Here is a 21042-nt window from a genome sequence, read left to right on the forward strand (position 1 = left end):
ATGCTGAAGATCGCCGATACCACTTTTACCTCACGTTTATTTACCGGTACGGGAAAATTCTCCACCCCGGAACTAATGCTGGAAGCATTGCGCGCCTCGGGGTCACAACTGATTACTATGGCGATGAAACGGGTTGATTTACGGGCAGGGAACGATGCAATTCTTGCGCCCTTGCAACAATTAGGTGTGCGTTTGCTGCCTAATACCTCGGGGGCCAAAACTGCGCAAGAGGCTGTATTTGCCGCCCGTCTGGCGCGTGAAGCGCTGGGTACCCATTGGATAAAATTGGAAATTCATCCCGATGTGAAGTATTTACTGCCTGACCCAATAGAAACCCTGAAAGCCGCCGAAATACTGGTGAAAGAGGGATTTGTTGTTTTGCCTTACTGTGGTGCGGACCCAGTATTGTGCAAGCGGCTGGAAGAAGCAGGCTGCGCTGCCGTCATGCCATTGGGTGCACCGATTGGCTCAAATTTGGGCTTACGTACCCGCGACTTTCTGCAAATCATTATCGAGCAGGCCAAAGTGCCCGTGGTAGTCGATGCTGGAATTGGTGCGCCAAGCCATGCGCTTGAGGCAATGGAATTGGGAGCTGATGCCGTGCTGGTCAATACCGCAATTGCCGTGGCACGCTCACCCGTACACATGGCGCATGCTTTCCGTTTGGCGGTTGAATCCGGTGAATTGGCGCGTCAGGCGGGGCTTGGCAACCAACAGTTTGGCAAGGCCATTGCCACCAGCCCACTGACTGGCTTTCTCAGCCAGTTAGAGGAGGAGCATCATGTCTGAAGATTTCAGCCAACACTGGCAACAATTAGATTGGGATGATATTTCTCTGCGTATTAACAGTAAAACCGCCGCTGATGTTGAACGGGCCATTAATGCCGTCAAACCGAATCGCGACGACTTAATGGCGTTGATTTCGCCCGCAGCACTGGCTTATCTCGAACCGATGGCGCAGAAGGCTCAACAATTAACCCGCCAGCGTTTTGGTAACACGGTGAGTTTTTATGTGCCGCTCTACCTTTCTAATCTGTGTGCTAATGATTGCACTTATTGTGGTTTCTCGATGAGCAATCGCATCAAGCGCAAAACCTTAGATGAAGCAGAAATCATCCGTGAGTGTGATGCTATCAAAGCGCTAGGCTTTGAACATCTGCTACTGGTCACTGGTGAACATCAGGCAAAAGTAGGAATGGATTACTTTCGTCGTCACTTCCCAGTCATCCGTAGTCGATTCAGTTCACTGATGATGGAAGTTCAACCATTGGCGCAAGAAGAGTATGCGGAGCTAAAAACGTTGGGATTAGACGGTGTGATGGTTTATCAGGAAACCTATCACCCAGCGACTTACCAGCAACATCACTTGCGCGGGCACAAGCAAGATTTTCACTGGCGACTGGCAACCCCAGATCGTCTCGGTCGGGCTGGGATCGACAAGATCGGACTAGGTGCGTTGATCGGGCTGTCTAATAGTTGGCGCACGGACTGTTATATGCTGGCGGAGCATCTGTTTTATCTGCAACAGACCTATTGGCAAAGTCGCTACTCTATTTCGTTTCCACGACTACGACCTTGTGCGGGCGGTATCGAGCCTGCATCTCTGATGAGTGAGCCGCAACTGCTGCAATTGATCTGTGCTTTTAGATTGTTTGCCCCCGATGTGGAACTGTCGCTATCTACCCGTGAATCACCTTTCTTCCGCGACAATGTCATTCCGGTCGCGATTAATAATGTCAGTGCGGGTTCCAAAACTCAGCCTGGTGGGTATGCAGATAATCATCCAGAACTTGAGCAATTTGCTCCGCATGATAATCGCACACCGGAGCAGGTAGCACTGGCATTGACACAGGCGGAGTTACAGCCGGTGTGGAAGGATTGGGATCGCCATTTAGGGCGTTCTCTGCAATAAACCGGCCGTTTAAATCCTAAAAAAAGCAAAAAAAACCGCCCCGTAAGGAGCGGTTTTTACGTTGGTGAACAACAAAGAGATTAGTCTTTGCTATTACCAAAACCGGCGTTAAGCAATTCAGCCAGGTTAGCCGTTGCTTCATCCGCGCTAACTTGCGGTACAACGGGAACTTCACCCAGAGCTTTACGGCGTGCACGATCCTGATGATAAGCGTAACCGGTACCGGCTGGGATCAGACGGCCCACGATTACGTTTTCTTTCAGGCCACGCAGTTCATCACGTTTACCGGCAACTGCCGCTTCAGTAAGAACGCGCGTGGTTTCTTGGAACGAAGCCGCAGAGATGAAGGACTCGGTCGCCAAGGATGCCTTGGTGATACCCAGCAGGTCACGCGTGAACGTAGCCTCGATTTTGCCTTCGGCTGCCAGCTTACGGTTAGCGATTTTAACGCGAGACATTTCTGCCTGCTCGCCTTCCAGGAAGTCAGTGCTACCTGAATCAACGATGGTGCCTTTACGCAACATCTGACGAACGATAACTTCGATGTGTTTATCGTTAATCTTAACGCCTTGCAGACGGTAAACTTCCTGCACTTCGTTGGTGATGTAACGGGTAACTGCGTGAACGCCACGCAGACGCAGAATGTCATGTGGAGATTCTGGGCCATCGGAGACCACGTCACCGCGTTCTACAATTTCACCTTCGAACACGTTGAGCTGACGCCATTTCGGAATCATCTCTTCGTATGCATCGCTACCATCCAACGGTGAGATAACCAGACGACGTTTGCCTTTGGTCTCTTTACCGAACGAGATGATCCCGCTGATTTCAGCCAGGATTGCAGGCTCTTTCGGACGACGTGCTTCGAACAAGTCAGCAACACGTGGCAGACCACCGGTAATATCCTTGGTACCGCTTGATTCCTGAGGAATACGCGCCAGGGTATCACCCGCACCGATCTGAATGCCATCTTCCAGCTGTACAATCGTTTTACCTGGCAGGAAGTATTGAGCAGGCATATCAGTACCTGGGATCAATACATCGTCGCCTTTGGCGTCAACGATTTTCAGTGCCGGACGCAGGTCTTTACCGCTACCGGTACGCTCTGCACTATCCAGTACTACCAGAGAAGACAAACCAGTCAGTTCGTCGGTCTGGCGGGTAATGGTCTGGCCGTCAACCATGTCCGCGAAGCGAATGAAACCGCTCACTTCGGTCACAACTGGCATGATGTGCGGATCCCAGTTAGCAACGGTTTCGCCGCCCTGGACTTCTGCGCCATCGCCTTTAGCCATTACAGCACCGTAAGGCACTTTGTAGCTTTCTTTAGTACGGCCGAATTCGTCGATCAGCTTCAGCTCGGTATTACGAGAAGTAATAACCAGCTTGCCCGCTGCATTGGTAACGAACTTGACGTTGCTCAGTTTCAAGCTGCCTTTGTTCTTAACCTGAATGCTGGACTCTGCTGCCGCACGAGATGCCGCACCACCGATGTGGAACGTACGCATCGTAAGCTGGGTACCCGGCTCACCGATTGACTGCGCTGCAATAACACCAACTGCTTCACCTTTGTTGATAATGTGACCACGTGCCAGGTCGCGACCATAGCAGTTTGCACACACACCAAAGTCAGTTTCACAGCTTACTACTGAACGAACTTTAACGCTGTCGACGGAGTTTTCTTCTAACAGATCACACCATTTTTCGTCCAATAGGGTGTTACGCGGAACCAGAATATCAGCCGTACCCGGCTTGATAACTTCTTCTGCAGTCACACGACCCAGAACGCGATCGCGCAGTGGCTCTTTAACATCACCACCTTCGATAACCGGGGTCATCACGATACCGTTATGGGTACCACAATCGTCTTCGGTTACCACCAGATCCTGTGCCACGTCAACCAAACGACGGGTCAGGTAACCGGAGTTCGCAGTTTTCAATGCGGTATCCGCCAAACCTTTACGCGCACCGTGGGTTGAGATGAAGTACTGAAGTACGTTCAAACCTTCACGGAAGTTCGCAGTGATTGGCGTTTCAATGATCGAACCATCTGGCTTGGCCATCAGACCACGCATCCCTGCCAGCTGACGAATCTGTGCAGCAGAACCACGCGCACCGGAGTCGGCCATCATAAAGATGCTGTTGAATGACACTTGCTGTTCGACAACGCCGTCACGGTTGACAACATCTTCTACAGACAAGTTATCCATCATCGCCTTGGCAACACGTTCGTTAGCCGCGGCCCAGATATCGATCACTTTGTTATAACGTTCGCCTGCGGTTACCAGACCAGATTGGAACTGCTCCTGGATCTCGGCAACTTCAGTTTCAGCTTCTTCGATGATCCCTGCTTTCGCTTCTGGGATAACCATGTCATCGATACCTACAGAGGCGCCTGAGCGTGCTGCGTAAGCAAAACCGGTGTACATGATCTGGTCAGCAAAGATAACCGTTGGCTTCAAGCCCAGGATGCGGTAACAGGTGTTCAGCATCTTGGAGATAGCTTTCTTGCCCAGCGGCTGGTTCACGATAGAGTAAGGCAGGCCTTTCGGGACGATCATCCACAAAATAGCACGGCCAACTGTCGTATCGATGATGCTGGTACGCGTAATGCTTTCGCCTTCGACATTACGAATTTCTTCAGTAATACGCACTTTTACGCGAGCATGTAGCGATGCCAGGCCACCACGATAAATACGTTCAGCTTCTTTCGGGCCAGTCAGAACCATGCCTTCGCCTTTGGCGTTAACACAGTCGCGGGTCATGTAATACAGACCCAATACAACGTCCTGAGAAGGAACGATGATTGGCTCGCCGTTCGCTGGTGACAGGATGTTGTTGGTAGACATCATCAACGCACGCGCTTCTAACTGAGCTTCCAGTGTTAGCGGTACGTGAACAGCCATTTGGTCACCATCGAAGTCGGCGTTATATGCCGCACAAACCAATGGGTGCAACTGGATTGCCTTACCTTCGATCAGAACCGGTTCAAACGCCTGGATACCCAAACGGTGAAGGGTTGGTGCACGGTTCAGCAGCACTGGGTGTTCGCGGATAACTTCATCCAAGATATCCCAAACCACAGCTTCTTCACGCTCAACCATCTTCTTGGCGGCTTTAATGGTGGTAGCAAGACCACGCAATTCCAGCTTGCCGTAGATGAACGGTTTGAACAGCTCAAGAGCCATTTTCTTAGGCAGACCGCACTGATGCAGACGCAGGTATGGACCAACGGTGATAACCGAACGACCTGAGTAGTCAACACGTTTACCCAGCAAGTTCTGACGGAAACGACCTTGCTTACCTTTGATCATGTCAGCCAGTGACTTCAACGGACGCTTGTTAGAGCCGGTAATCGCACGACCGCGACGGCCGTTATCCAGCAATGCATCTACTGCTTCTTGCAGCATACGCTTTTCGTTACGTACGATGATGTCAGGAGCCGCCAAGTCCAGCAGGCGCTTCAGACGGTTGTTACGGTTGATCACGCGACGATACAAATCGTTCAGATCAGAAGTCGCAAAACGACCACCATCCAACGGAACCAATGGACGCAAATCTGGCGGCAACACAGGCAGCACGGTCAGGATCATCCACTCTGGCTTATTGCCAGACTGTACGAACGCTTCCAGCAGCTTGATACGCTTAGTCAGCTTCTTACGCTTGGTTTCAGAATTTGTTTCGTTCAATTCTTCACGCAGGATCTCGCACTCAGCTTCCAGATCCATGTTTTTCAACAGGGCCTGAATCGCCTCGGCGCCCATTTTCGCGTCGAACTCATCACCAAACTCTTCCAACGCGTCCAGATACTGCTCTTCAGTCAGGATCTGACGACGTTCCAGGTTGGTCATACCGCCTTCAACAACCACATAGGATTCGAAGTACAGTACACGTTCGATGTCACGTAATGGCATATCCAGCAGTAAACCGATGCGGGATGGCAGCGATTTCAGAAACCAGATGTGCGCAGTTGGAGAAGCCAGTTCGATGTGACCCATACGCTCACGGCGCACTTTGGTTTGAGTCACTTCAACGCCGCATTTCTCACAAATAACACCACGGTGTTTCAAACGCTTGTACTTACCGCACAGGCATTCGTAATCTTTTACTGGGCCAAAGATACGGGCACAGAAAAGGCCGTCACGTTCTGGTTTGAACGTACGGTAGTTAATGGTTTCCGGCTTTTTAACTTCACCGAACGACCATGAACGGATCATGTCTGGCGATGCCAGAGCAATTTTGATCGCATCAAACTCTTCGGTCTTAGTTTGCGCTTTCAGAAACTTTAATAAGTCTTTCACGGATTGGCTCCTGTCGGAGTTAGACCTGATAGGCGCTCAAAACGAAATTTGAGCGCCCCTGTGACCAGTGCGAACCACCAGCAGACTCCCGGCTGTAAGAGTCTGCCGTCTGGCGAAGAGTTACTCTTCTTCCAGCTCGATATTGATGCCCAGCGAGCGGATTTCTTTCAACAATACGTTGAAGGACTCCGGCATGCCTGGTTCCATACGGTGATCGCCATCCACGATGTTTTTGTACATCTTGGTACGGCCGTTTACATCGTCGGACTTGACGGTAAGCATTTCCTGCAATGTGTACGCGGCGCCATAAGCTTCCAACGCCCACACTTCCATCTCACCGAAGCGCTGACCACCGAACTGAGCCTTACCACCCAGCGGCTGCTGAGTAACCAGGCTGTAAGAACCGGTAGAACGCGCATGCATCTTGTCATCAACCAAGTGGTTCAGTTTCAGCATGTACATGTAGCCGACAGTAACCTGACGTTCAAATTGCTCGCCGGTACGGCCGTCAAACAGAGTAATCTGACCAGAAGTTGGCAGACCACCTAGCTGTAACAGTTCCTTGATCTCTTTCTCTGTCGCGCCGTCGAAGACTGGTGTTGCAATTGGCATACCTTTTTTCAGGTTCTCAGCCAGACGCAATACTTCGTCATCGGTGAAGGTGCTCAGATCAACTTTCTGACAAACGTTGTCGCCCAGATCGTAGGCTTTCTGGATGAACTCACGCAGTTTGGCAACTTCTTCCTGCTTCTTCAGCATGGCGTTGATTTTCTCGCCAATGCCTTTCGCTGCCATCCCTAAGTGGGTTTCCAAAATCTGACCGATGTTCATACGCGATGGTACGCCCAGCGGGTTCAGAACGATGTCTACCGGCGTACCGTTTTCATCGTAAGGCATATCTTCGATCGGGTTAATTTTGGAGATAACACCTTTGTTACCGTGACGACCGGCCATCTTGTCACCCGGTTGAATCTGACGTTTAACCGCCAAATACACCTTGACGATCTTCAGCACGCCTGGTGCCAAATCATCACCTTGGGTGATCTTACGACGCTTGGCATCCATCTTCTTCTCGAATTCGGATTTCATTTCGTCGTACTGCTCCGCCAACTGTTCCAGTTGGTTTTGCTTGTCTTCGTCGGTCAGGCCCAGTTCGAGCCAACGATCACGTGGTAACTTGCTCAGCTTGTCAGCTTCGATGCCACCAGAAACCAGTACTGCATGGATACGTGCAAACAGGCCCGCTTCCAGGATCTGCAACTCTTCAGTCAGGTCTTTCTTAGCCTGCTTCAGTTGCATCTCTTCGATTTCTAACGCACGTTTATCTTTTTCTACACCGTCGCGAGTAAAGACTTGTACGTCAATAACCGTACCGGAAACACCGTTTGGTACACGCAGAGAAGAGTCTTTAACATCAGACGCTTTCTCACCGAAGATCGCACGTAACAGCTTCTCTTCTGGCGTCAGTTGGGTTTCACCTTTAGGTGTTACCTTACCAACCAGAATGTCGCCGCCAGTCACTTCAGCACCGATATACACGATACCGGACTCATCCAGTTTGGACAGTGCAGCTTCACCCACGTTCGGGATATCAGCCGTTATCTCTTCTGGCCCCAGCTTGGTGTCACGGGACACACATGCCAGTTCTTGAATGTGGATGGTGGTGAAGCGATCTTCTTGTACCACGCGCTCGGAGACCAAGATGGAGTCTTCGAAGTTGTAACCGTTCCAAGGCATGAACGCTACGCGCATGTTCTGACCCAATGCCAGTTCGCCCAGATCTGTTGATGGGCCATCTGCCAGCACGTCGCCGCGCTCGATTGGCTCACCCAGATTCACACACGGCATCTGGTTGATACAGGTGTTCTGGTTTGAACGGGTGTATTTGGTCAGGTTATAAATATCAATGCCTGCTTCGCCCGGATACATTTCGTCTTCGTTAACTTTAATAACGATACGGGATGCATCTACGTATTGAACCGTACCGCCACGTTTGGCTACAGAGGTTACCCCTGAGTCAACCGCTACTGCACGTTCCATACCAGTACCCACCAGCGGCTTATCAGCACGCAGAGTAGGAACCGCCTGACGTTGCATGTTCGCACCCATCAATGCACGGTTGGCGTCATCGTGTTCCAAGAATGGAATCAGAGAAGCACCAACAGACACCACCTGTTGAGTGGAAACGTCCATATAGTCTACTTGGTCGCGGCTAAACAGGCTTGATTCGCCTTTGCTACGACAAGTGACCAAGTCTTCAATGAAGCGGCCGTCTTCGTCCAGGTTGGAGTTCGCCTGAGCGATAACGAAATTGCCTTCTTCAATAGCAGACAGGTAGTTAATTTCATCGGTCACCACACCATCGCGTACGCGACGATAAGGTGTTTCCAGGAAACCATACTCGTTGGTCTGTGCGTAGACAGACAAGGAGTTGATCAGACCGATGTTTGGACCTTCTGGCGTTTCGATTGGACATACGCGACCGTAGTGAGTCGGGTGTACGTCTCGAACTTCAAAGCCAGCACGTTCACGGGTCAAACCGCCCGGGCCCAATGCAGAGATACGGCGTTTATGCGTAATCTCAGACAACGGGTTGTTCTGGTCCATAAATTGTGACAACTGGCTGGAACCGAAGAACTCTTTCACCGCCGCCGAAATCGGCTTGGCGTTGATCATGTCCTGAGGCATCAGAGTGTCGAGGTCACCCAGAGACAAACGCTCTTTAACTGCACGCTCAACACGAACCAGACCTACACGGAACTGGTTTTCAGCCATTTCACCAACGGAACGAATACGACGGTTGCCCAAGTGGTCGATATCATCCACTTCGCCGCGACCATTACGGATATCGATGAGCTTTTTCATCACTTCGGTGATGTCTTCTTTGCTCAGGATACCGGAACCTTCGATTTCGTCACGCAGCAGGGAACGGTTGAACTTCATCCGGCCAACCGCTGACAAATCATAGCGGTCTTCAGAGAAGAACAGGTTCTCAAACAGATTTTCAGCAGCTTCACGTGTTGGTGGCTCACCAGGACGCATCATGCGGTAGATCTCAACCAAGGCGCTCAAACGATCGCTGGTTGGGTCAACACGCAGGGTCTCGGAGATATAAGCACCGTGATCCAGGTCGTTGGTGAACAATGTTTCGATATGCTTGTGGCCAGACTGGCTCAGTTTAGCCAGTAAATCCAGTGACAGCTCCATGTTGGCTGCACAGATAAGCTCACCGGTGTTCGTATCGATATAGTCTTTTGCAACCACTTTACCGGCAATGTATTCAACCGGAACTTCGATGCGATCAATGCCGTCTTTTTCAAGCTGGCGAATATGACGCGCAGTAATACGACGCGCTTTCTCGACGTAAACTTTGCCATTCGCTTCAATATCAAAGGATGCCGTTTCACCGCGCAGGCGCTCTGGAACTAATTCCATCTGCAGCTTGTTGTCACGAATCTCAAAGACCACTTTCTCGAAGAACAGATCCAAGATCTGTGCAGTGGTGAAACTCAATGCGCGCAGAATGATGGTTGCAGGCAATTTACGACGACGGTCAATACGGACAAACAGGTTGTCTTTCGGGTCAAACTCGAAATCTAACCATGAACCGCGGTAAGGGATGATACGTGCGTTGTACAGCACTTTACCCGATGAATGGGTTTTACCCTTATCACTGTCAAAGAATACGCCAGGGCTACGGTGTAGCTGAGATACGATAACCCTCTCAGTACCGTTAATGACAAAGGTACCGTTTTCGGTCATGAGTGGAATTTCACCCATGTAGACTTCTTGTTCTTTGATGTCTTTGACCGTACCTTCAGGAGCTTCGCGCTCATAGATTACCAGACGCAGCTTAACGCGTAGCGGTGCGGAATAGGTCACACCACGGATCTGGCACTCTTTAACATCAAATACAGGTTCACCAAGACGGTAGCTAACGTATTGCAGCTCCGAATTGCCACTGTAGCTCTGAATTGGAAAAACAGAACGGAATGCTGCTTCCAGACCGTGCTGCCCTTCGGGATCTTGCTCGATGAATTTCTGGAACGAGTCAAGTTGGATAGAAAGGAGATAAGGTATGTCCAGAACTTGTGGACGTTTACCAAAATCCTTACGAATACGTTTTTTCTCGGTATAGGAGTAAACCATAGGGTTCCTCAGCTCGCTGAAAAGTCGACCCACTCTGTCTGCCCCGAACATAGGACAGTTCATGCAACACTATTATTTAGAATGAGAAGTTGAAACACTTCTCGAAATACTCTTTTCTATCACTCTTAAACCATTTCATCGCGTTACTTTGACTACCGAGCTACCCGAGTGGGTCGTAGCTGAGAACGCAGTATATTAAGTCGTAAATAGAAAGGAATATTGGGGGGTTAGTCAGCCGCTAAACAGTGTGAAATGCGACTAACGCCCTACAGCGCAAAAAGGCTGATGACTAAAAAGTCACCAGCCATCAGCCTATAAGTTAGGCTGCGAACTCAAAGCTAAACTTACTTGATCTCAACAGAAGCACCAGCTTCTTCCAGAGATTTTTTCAGAGACTCAGCTTCGTCTTTGTTCACGCCTTCTTTCAGAACTGCAGGTGCAGACTCAACCAGATCTTTAGCTTCTTTCAAGCCCAGGCCAGTTGCGCCGCGAACAGCTTTGATTACTGCAACTTTGTTGTCGCCGAATGAAGCCAGAACAACGTTGAATTCAGTTTGTTCTTCTACAGCTTCAGCAGCAGCAGCAGGACCTGCAGCAACAGCAGCAGCTGAAACGCCGAATTTCTCTTCCATAGCAGAGATCAGTTCAACGATTTCCATTACAGACAGAGCTGCAACGCCTTCCAGAATTTGGTCTTTAGTGATAGTTGACATAACAAGTGTTCCTAAAATACAGAAATAGTTTATACGTTAAAAAGCAGTGACTGACAAAAGTGAGGGCGATTAAGCCGCTTCAGCTTCTTTCTGATCACGCAGCGCAGCCAGAGTACGAACCAATTTGCCAGCAGCGGCTTCTTTCATGGTTCCCATCAGACGTGCGATTGCTTCTTCGTAGGTTGGCAGAGTTGCCAGGCGGTCGATCTGAGCCGCAGGGATTAACTCGCCTTCAAAGGCTGCTGCTTTAACCTCAAATTTTGCATTATCTTTAGCAAATGCTTTGAACAGACGAGCAGCTGCGCCCGGGTGTTCAGAAGAGAATGCGATCAAGGTTGGACCAACAAACGTGTCTTTCAGGCATTCGAATTGAGTGCCTTCAACAATGCGGCACAGCAAGGTGTTACGAACAACTTGCATGTGAACGCCAGCTTCACGACCTGCTTTACGCAGTTCAGTCATTTTGTCAACGGTAACGCCACGAGAATCCGCAACAACCGCAGACAGCGCACCTTTGGCTACTTCTTTAACTTCAGCAACAATCGCTTGTTTGCCTTGAAGATTTAGTGCCATTAGTTCTTGCTCCTGGATTAACCGGAGAGTAATTCCCCGGAACTCACGTCACCCAATCCACTACAAAATGCAATGAACGGGCGTTGAAAACACGGTGAGCAGAATTCAGCAAGGACAATTCTTTATAGGAAAGAAAAAAATGCTTTAGGTTCTGTCACCGTCTACGCAGGAAATTAAGTGTCTTACGACACACCTGCGGTCTTGGACGGAGGCTTGGATAAGGCCAAGCTCCAACCGAAAATTCTGGTGTTCTGCTGATAAGTAACCCCATCAACAGAAGCATGGGCGTAAGATTCTAGACAAACCTTACGCCCACGTAAAGCGATAAAATCAATTCGTGATTAGATCACTACTGCTGACAGACCGCTTTGATCGATTGCAACGCCAGCACCCATGGTGGTGGAGAGGCTGATTTTCTTGATATAAACGCCTTTCGCTGTAGCAGGTTTAGCACGCTTCAGCGCAACAACCAGAGATTCTAAGTTTTCTCTCAACTTATCTGAGTCGAAATCAACTTTACCAATGGTAGTGTGGATAATACCGTTTTTGTCGTTGCGATAACGAACCTGACCTGCTTTAGCATTCTTAACTGCTTCAGCAACGTTAGGAGTAACAGTACCCACTTTAGGGTTAGGCATCAGGCCACGTGGACCCAAGATTTGGCCCAATTGACCTACAACGCGCATTGCATCTGGGGAAGCAATAACAACGTCGAAGTTCATTTCGCCTTTCTTGATCATATCAGCCAGGTCTTCCATACCTACCAATTCAGCGCCTGCTTCTTTCGCAGCTTCAGCGTTTGCACCCTGAGCGAAAACAGCAACGCGTACTGAACGGCCAGTACCATGTGGCAACACAGTTGCACCACGAACGTTCTGGTCAGATTTACGTGCGTCGATACCGAGGTTAACGGCAACGTCTACACTTTCTACGAATTTAGCAGTAGCCAGCTCTTTCAGCAGGGCAACAGCTTCGTTGATATCGTATTGCTTAGTCACATCAACTTTGTCACGGATCACGCGCATGCGCTTGGTCAGCTTAGCCATTTATTAACCCTCCACTACCAGGCCCATGGAACGAGCAGTACCTTCGATTGAACGCATCATGTCGTCAATTGAAGCACCAGTCATATCCGCAGCTTTGGTTTCTGCGATTTCACGGACCTGAGCACCGGTCACAGTCCCTACTTTGTCTTTGTTCGGCTTGCCAGAACCAGACTTAATACCTGCCGCTTTTTTCAGCAGAACTGCTGCTGGCGGGGTTTTAGTAACGAAAGTGAAAGAGCGATCAGAATAAACAGTAATAACAACAGGGATCGGCAGGCCTTTTTCAATGCTTTCAGTCTTAGCATTGAACGCTTTACAGAATTCCATGATGTTAACACCCTGCTGACCCAAAGCTGGACCAACTGGTGGACTTGGGTTCGCCATACCAGCTGCTACTTGCAGCTTGACATAGGCTTGTACTTTCTTAGCCATTTACGATTTCCTCGATTTGGGTAGTATCGCCTCGCGTTCGAGGCTCCCCGTGTTTTGTCTCGCTATTATTTACGATGAAATAAGTTGCCACGGATGACAAAAAGCAAGACATCTAAAAACAAAAGGCGCGAAATTATATTTTAATTTCGCGCCTAAGACAAGACTCAAATTTCAATCACTGCTGAAAAATGAATCAGCCTTTTTCTACCTGACTGAAATCCAGCTCGACCGGTGTTGCACGGCCAAAGATAGAAACAGATACTTTCAGGCGGCTCTTCTCGTAGTCCACTTCTTCAACAACACCGTTAAAGTCGGCAAATGGACCATCGCTGACACGCACCAGTTCACCTGGTTCAAACAGTGTTTTAGGACGTGGTTTATCACCCACTTGTTGAAGACGATTCATAATCGCATCAACTTCTTTATCACTGATTGGTGCAGGGCGATCGGATGTACCACCGATAAAGCCCATTACACGTGGCACGCTACGCACTAAGTGCCAGCTGGCATCGTTCATCACCATCTGGACCAGTACATAGCCTGGGAAGAATTTGCGTTCACTTTTACGACGTTGACCACCACGAATTTCGACGACTTCTTCCGTTGGAACCATGACTTCGCCAAACAGCTCTTCCATGTCATGTAACTTGATATGCTCACGCAGCGATTGAGCTACGCGGCCTTCAAAACCGGAAAACGCCTGAACGACGTACCAACGCTTTTTTGGTGCTTCAGACATCTTAGAACCTCAGGCCAGTAATAAATGATACCAGGCGGACTAGGATACCATCTAGCCCCCATAGAATCAGTGACATTACAGCAGTTACCGCAGCAACGATTAACGTTGTATGCAGAGTTTCCTGACGGGTAGGCCAAATCACTTTACGCACTTCCGTGCGTGCTTCACGAGCAAACGCTACAGTGGCTTTACCTTTTGCCGTCATCAATGCAACAGCACCGGCAACAGCGATAATTACTACAACTGCCAACGCACGCAACGGCAGGCTGTAATCACGGAAATAATAGTTACCAACAATAGCTGTAACTAATAATACAGCAACGATTAGCCATTTAGCCGTTTCCAGGCCGCGTCCGCTCCCTGGAGCCTCGGTATTCGCACTCATAAACCAACCTGTCACTATGATTCAGAACAACAACTTTGCTTCGCATCGCAAAGCAAACCAAGCCGAAGGATGCTCTAGAGACTCTCTAATCGGCACCACTCGGCACTATTCGCCGTATTTCCAGAGCCCATCTCACCAGTAATTATGATGAAAAAACCACTGATGAGATAGGTTCTAGCATGACAACGTAGAAAAAGGGCATCAAATGATGCCCTTTTATCGCATGTCGCGTCAAATCTTATTCAATGACTTTAGCAACAACGCCGGCACCTACCGTACGGCCGCCTTCACGAATTGCGAAACGCAGACCATCATCCATTGCGATAGGCGCAATCAGGTTAACAATCATTTGAATGTTATCACCTGGCATCACCATCTCAACGCCGTCTGGCAATTCAATAGTACCGGTTACATCCGTTGTACGGAAGTAGAACTGAGGACGGTAACCTTTGAAGAACGGAGTATGACGGCCGCCTTCGTCTTTGCTCAGAATATAAACTTCTGATTCGAATTTAGTATGTGGCTTGATAGAACCTGGCTTAGCTAATACCTGACCACGCTGTACGTCATCACGTTTAGTACCACGCAGCAGAACACCAACGTTCTCACCCGCGCGGCCTTCGTCCAGCAGTTTGCGGAACATTTCAACGCCAGTACATGTTGTTCTAATGGTATCGATAATACCAACGATTTCAACTTCTTCACCAACTTTAACAATGCCACGCTCTACACGGCCAGTGACAACTGTACCACGGCCTGAGATAGAGAATACGTCTTCGATTGGCAGCAGGAATGGTCTATCGATTGCACGCTCAGGCTGTGGGATGTAGCTATCCAGTGCCTCAGCTAATTCAATAATTTTTGCTTCCCATTCTGGCTCGCCTTCTAACGCTTTCAGCGCTGAACCACGGATAACGGGAGTATCGTCGCCAGGGAAATCGTATTGAGACAGAAGTTCGCGGACTTCCATTTCTACCAATTCCAGCAATTCTTCATCGTCAACCATGTCACACTTGTTCAGGAAGACCAGGATATAAGGAACACCAACCTGACGACCTAACAAGATGTGCTCGCGAGTCTGTGGCATCGGGCCATCAGTTGCAGCAACAACCAAAATCGCGCCGTCCATCTGAGCAGCACCGGTTATCATGTTTTTAACGTAGTCGGCATGCCCTGGGCAGTCAACGTGCGCATAGTGGCGCGACGGGGTGTCATATTCAACATGTGACGTGTTGATGGTGATACCACGCGCTTTCTCTTCCGGAGCGTTGTCGATCTGGTCGAATGCACGAGCACTACCGCCGTAGGTTTTAGCCAGTACGGTGGTGATTGCAGCAGTTAGGGTAGTTTTACCATGGTCAACGTGGCCAATAGTACCCACATTAACGTGCGGTTTTGTACGTTCAAACTTTTCTTTAGACATCGATTGTCCCTCTAAGACACGGAATCGGTGGTTTCACCACATCAACCAAGCGCATGCTTGCTGAATCCATAACACAGAAAGAAAATCAGGGGACGAGAGAATGAGAAATGGTGCTGATAGGCAGATTCGAACTGCCGACCTCACCCTTACCAAGGGTGCGCTCTACCAACTGAGCTATATCAGCACATCTTGGAGCGGGCAGTGGGAATCGAACCCACATCATCAGCTTGGAAGGCTGAGGTAATAGCCATTATACGATGCCCGCATCTTAGAACTCGGCTACCTGACTTAATCTGCAGAAATTTGAAAGGAAGGGCTTGGCCACTTCACTCTTCATCGAGAGCGGTGCTCTCGCCTTGAGTGTGTATTAGGAGTTCGATCTTCTGAATCACCCTGAGACTCAAGGTTAAATATGGTGGTGGGGGAAGGATTATTCGTCACTTCGCTCCTCACCCTTCGGGCCGCCGCTGCGCGTCGTTGACTCGCTACGCTCGGCTCGAACCTTCGTCGAAGGTTTTCACCTTCCCCTTAAGTAACTCATTTAGATTCATGACACTGAATCGGCTTGAGACTCAAGAGTAAATATGGTGGTGGGGGAAGGATTCGAACCTTCGAAGTCGATGACGGCAGATTTACAGTCTGCTCCCTTTGGCCGCTCGGGAACCCCACCTAAATTTTAGTACTTGAATGGTGCCGGCACCAAGAGTCGAACTCGGGACCTACTGATTACAAGTCAGTTGCTCTACCAACTGAGCTATGCCGGCATCAAGTGCAGCGCATTCTAGGTAGAGCGAGCTTATGATGCAACAAAAAAATTGCATAAGTCGACCTTTCGCTCACAAAACAGCCACTTTTTAAAAGCCAGATGTATTATTAACCATAGTTAGCTCATTTCACATCCAGCACACCCGCTTTTGTAATCAACGCCATGAATGAAAAATTCCCCCTTAAATGAGTTCACCTCTCATTGTGCCACCAATTTTAGTACCACTGACTGAGTATAAATTTAGTTTTGCGCCTCAAAAAAGGGAGAGTGCCCCAATTGAGTGCATCTCGTCTAAAAAAATATTGCTCCAATGAGGGTAATCACACTACTCATATTTGGCTTGTTTATTGCTTAAACATAGACATAAGCATAGACCAGCAGCGGTTGAGGAGTTTTATCATGAAGATAGTTTTACTTAATGCGGCAACATTGCCTATATATCGCAGTGAGCTGGCAAGTTTACTGATTGATGCCGTAGCTCATGGGGCATCTGTAGGCTATGACTCCCGCTCTCTGTCGCAGAAAGAAGCTGAGAGCTATTACGATGGTCTGCGCCCGGCCATCGCCAAAGGAGCATTACTATTATGGATAGCACGCGATGAGATGGGGATTACTGGAACTATCCAATTAGACCTTTGCCAAAAGCCAAATGGTTTAAATCGAGCCGAAGTGCAGAAATTATTGGTGCATAGCCGTAGCCGTCGTACTGGTATTGGGCACAAATTGATTCTCGCGATGGAGAGTACCGCGGTTCAACTACGCCGTGGATTGCTATATCTCGATACTCAAGCAGGTTCTCCTGCTGAATCTTTTTACCGTGCACAAGGTTATCGTTGCATGGGAGAAATTCCGGATTATGCCTGCACACCCGATGGCAGCTATCATCCGACCGCAATCTATTTCAAACGTTTATTTTCAGTAAATCAATCACACACTGCCATAGCCAGTTGATGACCGTGATTGTTATCTATAAAAAGGGTAGAACCTACCATCTGTGTTCTTAATTGATTGGAATAGCAACGTACATCAAATAAATCACTCACTAAGCACAAAAATGTCTACGCCAAAAAGCAAGCTGCCTATAATATGCAGCTTGTTTCTTATCTGGAGTTGGCGTCCAGCGCCTTTCCCAACCTGCGTTAACAGGCAGAATTTGGCTTATGACAAAAAGAGATCAATCTTTAGCGACGCCTTATCTACAGTTCGATCGTACTCAGTGGGCAGCCTTGCGCGACTCAGTACCATTGACACTAACAGAAGAAGAAATCGTTAAACTCAAAGGGATTAACGAAGACCTTTCATTAGATGAAGTGGCACAGATATACCTGCCACTTTCGCGCCTGCTTAACTTTTATATTAGTTCTAATTTGCGGCGACAGGCGGTTCTGGAACAATTCCTTGGAACTGATGGCCAGCGTATTCCCTATGTCATTGGCATTGCAGGCAGTGTTGCTGTCGGTAAAAGCACCACCGCGCGCTTACTGCAAGCGTTACTGAGCCGCTGGCCGGAACATCGCAGTGTAGAACTGATTACAACAGATGGTTTTCTTTATCCCAATAAAGTCCTGAATGAGCGTGGGCTGATGAAGAAAAAAGGATTCCCACAATCCTATGATATGCATAATCTGGTGAAGTTTGTCTCAGAAGTAAAATCAGGGACAGGTTATGTTACGGCGCCGGTTTATTCTCATTTAATATATGATGTTGTCCCTGACGGTAATAAGATCATCAAGCAACCTGACATTCTCATATTAGAGGGCTTAAATGTTCTACAAAGTGGAATGGATTACCCTCATGATCCGCACCATGTATTTGTCTCTGATTTTGTAGACTTCTCTATATATGTCGATGCCCCTGAAGATTTACTTCAAAGTTGGTATATAAACAGGTTCCTTAAGTTTAGACAGGGTGCATTTTCCAATCCTGATTCTTATTTCCATAATTATGCTAAATTGCCTGAAGCAGAGGCAATCAAGATTGCCACTCAATTATGGAAAGAGATTAACGGATTGAATTTAAAGCAAAATATACTACCAACGCGTGAGCGTGCCAGTCTGATAATGACTAAAAGTGCCAACCATGCCGTTGAGAGTGTACGTTTGAGAAAATAGCCAAAGTGGGAGGTTCTAGCCTCCCATCTATTATAAGATTAAACGCCACGTAGAGATATTTCACCGCCAATATAAGGTTTTACATTGCCATTTTGCTCTAATAATAATGCACCTTGTTGGTCAATACCTCTAGCAATACCAAATATCTCTTGATTGCCAATAATCAATTTCACAGGGCGATCAAGGTAATTGTCCATTTCTCGCCAACGAGAAATAAAAGCAGATAAGCCTTCGTTTTCAAATTTAACGACTGCAAGTCGTAATTCAGATAACAGTTCAGCCGTCAGTTTATTACGATCAATATTAACACCCGCTTCCTGTAAGTTGATCCAATCCTGACTGATGACGTTAGTCGTTGATTCACGCATTGTTAAATTAATGCCGGCACCAATTACCAACTGAGCAGCATCTCCTGTTTTCCCTGTGAGTTCTACCAATATACCTGCCAGTTTTTTATCATTTAAATACAGGTCATTTGGCCATTTTACACGAACCTGCTCAGCTCCGAGTTTACGTAGAACCTCAGCCATAACAATCCCAACCACCAGGCTTAATCCCATTGCAGCAGCAGGGCCTTGCTCCAGCCGCCAGAACATAGATAAATAAAGATTCGCACCAAAGGGAGAGATCCACTGACGTCCCCGTCTTCCTCGCCCTGCATGTTGGTATTCAGCCACACAAGCATCGCCAGACTTCAATTCAGTAATGCGGTCTAATAAATATTGATTCGTCGAGTCGACGACAGGCAAGATAGCCACCTGGCCTGCGGGGAGATAATTTAATATTGTTTGTTCATTAAGCAGTTGAATAGGTGCAGGTAAACTATAGCCCTTACCAGGGACAGTAAAGACATCTAGTCCCCACTCTCTGATAGTTTGCATATGCTTGTTAATTGCGGCACGACTCATCCCAAAGGTTTCGCCTAATTGCTCTCCTGAATGGAAAGCACCATCAGCTAATATGCCAATCAACCGTAAAGGGATTTTAATATCTTTCACGACAAACACTCCACAGCATTAACCTCACCATTACTTGCGATAAATCGCACTTCTGGTTCCAACCAGATTGCAAATCTCTTAGCAACTTGCTGACGGATATAACTGGCAAGGCCTATCACATCCTGACCTGTCGCTTCTGCTAGGTTAATCAACACTAGCGCCTGCTGCTGATGCACCGCCGCACCGCCAATCTGATATCCCTTAAGCGCACATTGATCGATAAGCCAACCAGCAGCCAGCTTAACAGACCCATCGGGTTGCAGGTAATGGGGCGCATTGGGGTAGCGCTTTACAATCTCTTCAGCTACAGCGGCATCCACAACTGGATTCTTAAAAAAACTGCCTGCATTGCCGGTCACTGCGGGATCGGGTAGCTTACTACGCCGCATGGTACAAACTGAGTTGAATATCTCTTCTGCTGTAACTGTCGATGGATCCATTCGCGTTAGATCACCATAGCCCAATGTTGGGATCCATGATTTTACCAATTTAATGCCTACGGCTACGATGGCAAATCCATGACCATAGTGATGCTTAAAAATGCTGTCGCGATAGCCAAATTGACAATCTTTAGCGGAAAGGCGTAGCACTGTACCCTTATCCATATCAAGTAAATCAACGTATTCGCATACCTTTTGCAGCTCAACACCATAAGCACCAATATTCTGAATGGGTGCAGAACCGACACAACCTGGGATTAACGCCAGATTTTCTAGGCCTGGCATGTTATTTAGTAATGAATAACAAACCAATTGATGCCAATTTTCTCCAGCCCCAACATGCAGGTGCCAGGCAATATCATCCTCAGTAGAAGTGATACCCTTAATCCGATTAAGTAATACTGTTCCTGAATAGTTTTCAATAAACAGCACGTTGCTGCCTTCGCCAAGTAAAAGCACTGGCTGATGCTTAGAAACAGACTCATGCCAAGCATTAATCAATTCTTCAGGTGAGTTAACGCTAATTACTTTGCTCGCATAAGCTGCTAATGCAAAAGTATTGAGATGTTTTAGCGGGGAATGTTGATTCGACATGACATTGGATACTCATTCTAACTAGTTCTGGCGCTAGTCTAACCGATCATAATACTCATATTGTATTTTGTTTTAACTGAAGGTAAAAAAAGCCACCTATCAAGGTAGCCTTTTATTTTATTCATCGCTGTGACGGCCGGATTTGACTCACCTGCCCCTGCAATATTTGACTCGTCTGACTATGAGCCCTGCGACGCAACCACTCTAAGGTCACTATTTATACCTATTTCACTATTCTGCCCATAGCAAAAACCCCACGCTTTTGGCATGGGGTCTCGGCTTTATTTGATGCCTGGCAGTGTCCTACTCTCGCATGGGGAGACCCCACACTACCATCGGCGCTACGGCGTTTCACTTCTGAGTTCGGCATGGGATCAGGTGGGACCACCGCGCTATGGCCGCCAGGCAAATTCTGTCTAAACTAACCCGCTATGTAATCCTACACACAGCCAGCCAGCCC

The 21042-nt window shown here is 48.2% G+C and carries 15 protein-coding genes, 4 tRNA genes, 1 rRNA gene and 1 other RNA gene; 4 read left to right on the forward strand and 17 right to left on the reverse strand.

The features are described 5' to 3' along the window. Both ACWJJO_RS20995 and thiH read left to right on the forward strand, forming a co-directional pair. On the forward strand, window positions 1–789 hold the full coding sequence (locus ACWJJO_RS20995) for a thiazole synthase (RefSeq protein ID WP_442821352.1): 789 nt from the start codon (window positions 1–3) through the stop codon (window positions 787–789). Further along, a complete protein-coding gene (gene thiH / locus ACWJJO_RS21000; protein WP_481091495.1) occupies window positions 782–1912 on the forward strand; it encodes a 2-iminoacetate synthase ThiH in 1131 nt (376 codons plus the stop codon). Before ACWJJO_RS20995 ends, thiH begins: the two co-directional genes overlap by 8 nt. 80 nt (window positions 1913–1992) lie before the next feature. Here the strand turns inward: thiH and rpoC are convergent, their stop codons facing one another. From rpoC to ACWJJO_RS21070, 14 genes are all read right to left on the reverse strand, one after another. Further along, entirely contained in the window at window positions 1993–6213 is a 4221-nt protein-coding gene (gene rpoC / locus ACWJJO_RS21005; RefSeq protein ID WP_005192331.1) for a DNA-directed RNA polymerase subunit beta', read from the reverse strand. 120 nt (window positions 6214–6333) lie between these two features. Beyond that, window positions 6334–10362: a DNA-directed RNA polymerase subunit beta gene (rpoB, locus tag ACWJJO_RS21010; protein WP_083162047.1), complete on the reverse strand. Its 4029-nt coding sequence runs from the start codon at window positions 10360–10362 to the stop codon at window positions 6334–6336. Window positions 10363–10706: 344 nt separating this feature from the next. Beyond that, entirely contained in the window at window positions 10707–11075 is a 369-nt protein-coding gene (rplL, locus tag ACWJJO_RS21015; protein ID WP_004876762.1) for a 50S ribosomal protein L7/L12, read from the reverse strand. A gap of 69 nt (window positions 11076–11144) precedes the next feature. Then, entirely contained in the window at window positions 11145–11648 is a 504-nt protein-coding gene (gene rplJ, locus ACWJJO_RS21020) for a 50S ribosomal protein L10 (RefSeq protein ID WP_083162045.1), read from the reverse strand. A 341-nt stretch (window positions 11649–11989) separates the two neighbouring features. Then, window positions 11990–12694 (reverse strand): 50S ribosomal protein L1, encoded by a 705-nt coding sequence (gene rplA / locus ACWJJO_RS21025; RefSeq protein WP_049614735.1) that lies wholly within the window; start codon window positions 12692–12694, stop codon window positions 11990–11992. Between the two features lie 3 nt (window positions 12695–12697). Further along, window positions 12698–13126, reverse strand: a complete 429-nt coding sequence (gene rplK / locus ACWJJO_RS21030) for a 50S ribosomal protein L11 (protein WP_004712403.1) — start codon at window positions 13124–13126, stop codon at window positions 12698–12700. Window positions 13127–13319: 193 nt separating this feature from the next. Next, window positions 13320–13865 (reverse strand): transcription termination/antitermination protein NusG, encoded by a 546-nt coding sequence (gene nusG, locus ACWJJO_RS21035; protein ID WP_002210671.1) that lies wholly within the window; start codon window positions 13863–13865, stop codon window positions 13320–13322. Window position 13866: 1 nt separating this feature from the next. Further along, window positions 13867–14250, reverse strand: a complete 384-nt coding sequence (secE, locus tag ACWJJO_RS21040) for a preprotein translocase subunit SecE (protein ID WP_005192343.1) — start codon at window positions 14248–14250, stop codon at window positions 13867–13869. A 238-nt stretch (window positions 14251–14488) separates the two neighbouring features. Next, entirely contained in the window at window positions 14489–15673 is a 1185-nt protein-coding gene (tuf, locus tag ACWJJO_RS21045; RefSeq protein ID WP_042568960.1) for an elongation factor Tu, read from the reverse strand. A 108-nt stretch (window positions 15674–15781) separates the two neighbouring features. Then, window positions 15782–15857: transfer RNA gene (locus ACWJJO_RS21050), tRNA-Thr, on the reverse strand. A gap of 6 nt (window positions 15858–15863) precedes the next feature. Further along, window positions 15864–15938, reverse strand: a tRNA-Gly gene (locus ACWJJO_RS21055). Window positions 15939–16086: 148 nt separating this feature from the next. Further along, window positions 16087–16214: non-coding RNA, RtT sRNA (locus ACWJJO_RS21060), on the reverse strand. A gap of 44 nt (window positions 16215–16258) precedes the next feature. Further along, window positions 16259–16343, reverse strand: a tRNA-Tyr gene (locus ACWJJO_RS21065). An 18-nt stretch (window positions 16344–16361) separates the two neighbouring features. Then, window positions 16362–16437 (reverse strand) — tRNA-Thr (locus ACWJJO_RS21070). Between the two features lie 401 nt (window positions 16438–16838). Between ACWJJO_RS21070 and ACWJJO_RS21075 the strand changes: the two genes are divergently transcribed. Together ACWJJO_RS21075 and coaA are read left to right on the forward strand one after the other, a co-directional pair. Continuing rightward, on the forward strand, window positions 16839–17390 hold the full coding sequence (locus tag ACWJJO_RS21075; RefSeq protein ID WP_083162043.1) for a GNAT family N-acetyltransferase: 552 nt from the start codon (window positions 16839–16841) through the stop codon (window positions 17388–17390). Window positions 17391–17599: 209 nt separating this feature from the next. Further along, window positions 17600–18550 carry a type I pantothenate kinase gene (gene coaA / locus ACWJJO_RS21080; RefSeq protein WP_083162041.1) on the forward strand — a complete coding sequence of 317 codons (951 nt, stop codon included), beginning with the start codon at window positions 17600–17602 and terminating at the stop codon, window positions 18548–18550. A 38-nt stretch (window positions 18551–18588) separates the two neighbouring features. On the opposite strand, the gene birA is transcribed toward coaA, so the two are convergent. The 3 genes from birA to rrf form a co-directional block, all read right to left on the reverse strand. Continuing rightward, on the reverse strand, window positions 18589–19548 hold the full coding sequence (gene birA, locus ACWJJO_RS21085) for a bifunctional biotin--[acetyl-CoA-carboxylase] ligase/biotin operon repressor BirA (RefSeq protein WP_083162038.1): 960 nt from the start codon (window positions 19546–19548) through the stop codon (window positions 18589–18591). Continuing rightward, entirely contained in the window at window positions 19545–20582 is a 1038-nt protein-coding gene (gene murB, locus ACWJJO_RS21090) for a UDP-N-acetylmuramate dehydrogenase (RefSeq protein ID WP_083162036.1), read from the reverse strand. Before murB ends, birA begins: the two co-directional genes overlap by 4 nt. 290 nt (window positions 20583–20872) lie before the next feature. Continuing rightward, window positions 20873–20988 (reverse strand): 5S ribosomal RNA (rrf, locus tag ACWJJO_RS21095). Between the last annotated feature and the right edge of the window lie 54 nt (window positions 20989–21042).

The organism is Yersinia antarctica (assembly GCF_056636475.1).

Bases quoted from the DNA above. Each gene is read 5' to 3' on its own strand.
- ACWJJO_RS20995 (WP_442821352.1), top strand. From the start codon at position 1: ATGCTGAAGATCGCCGATACCACTTTTACCTCACGTTTATTTACCGGT.
- thiH (WP_481091495.1), top strand. From the start codon at position 782: ATGTCTGAAGATTTCAGCCAACACTGGCAACAATTAGATTGGGATGAT.
- rpoB (WP_083162047.1), bottom strand. From the start codon at position 10,362: ATGGTTTACTCCTATACCGAGAAAAAACGTATTCGTAAGGATTTTGGT.
- rplL (WP_004876762.1), bottom strand. From the start codon at position 11,075: ATGTCAACTATCACTAAAGACCAAATTCTGGAAGGCGTTGCAGCTCTG.
- rplJ (WP_083162045.1), bottom strand. From the start codon at position 11,648: ATGGCACTAAATCTTCAAGGCAAACAAGCGATTGTTGCTGAAGTTAAA.
- rplA (WP_049614735.1), bottom strand. From the start codon at position 12,694: ATGGCTAAGCTGACCAAGCGCATGCGCGTGATCCGTGACAAAGTTGAT.
- rplK (WP_004712403.1), bottom strand. From the start codon at position 13,126: ATGGCTAAGAAAGTACAAGCCTATGTCAAGCTGCAAGTAGCAGCTGGT.
- nusG (WP_002210671.1), bottom strand. From the start codon at position 13,865: ATGTCTGAAGCACCAAAAAAGCGTTGGTACGTCGTTCAGGCGTTTTCC.
- secE (WP_005192343.1), bottom strand. From the start codon at position 14,250: ATGAGTGCGAATACCGAGGCTCCAGGGAGCGGACGCGGCCTGGAAACG.
- tuf (WP_042568960.1), bottom strand. From the start codon at position 15,673: ATGTCTAAAGAAAAGTTTGAACGTACAAAACCGCACGTTAATGTGGGT.
- ACWJJO_RS21075 (WP_083162043.1), top strand. From the start codon at position 16,839: ATGAAGATAGTTTTACTTAATGCGGCAACATTGCCTATATATCGCAGT.
- coaA (WP_083162041.1), top strand. From the start codon at position 17,600: ATGACAAAAAGAGATCAATCTTTAGCGACGCCTTATCTACAGTTCGAT.
- murB (WP_083162036.1), bottom strand. From the start codon at position 20,582: ATGTCGAATCAACATTCCCCGCTAAAACATCTCAATACTTTTGCATTA.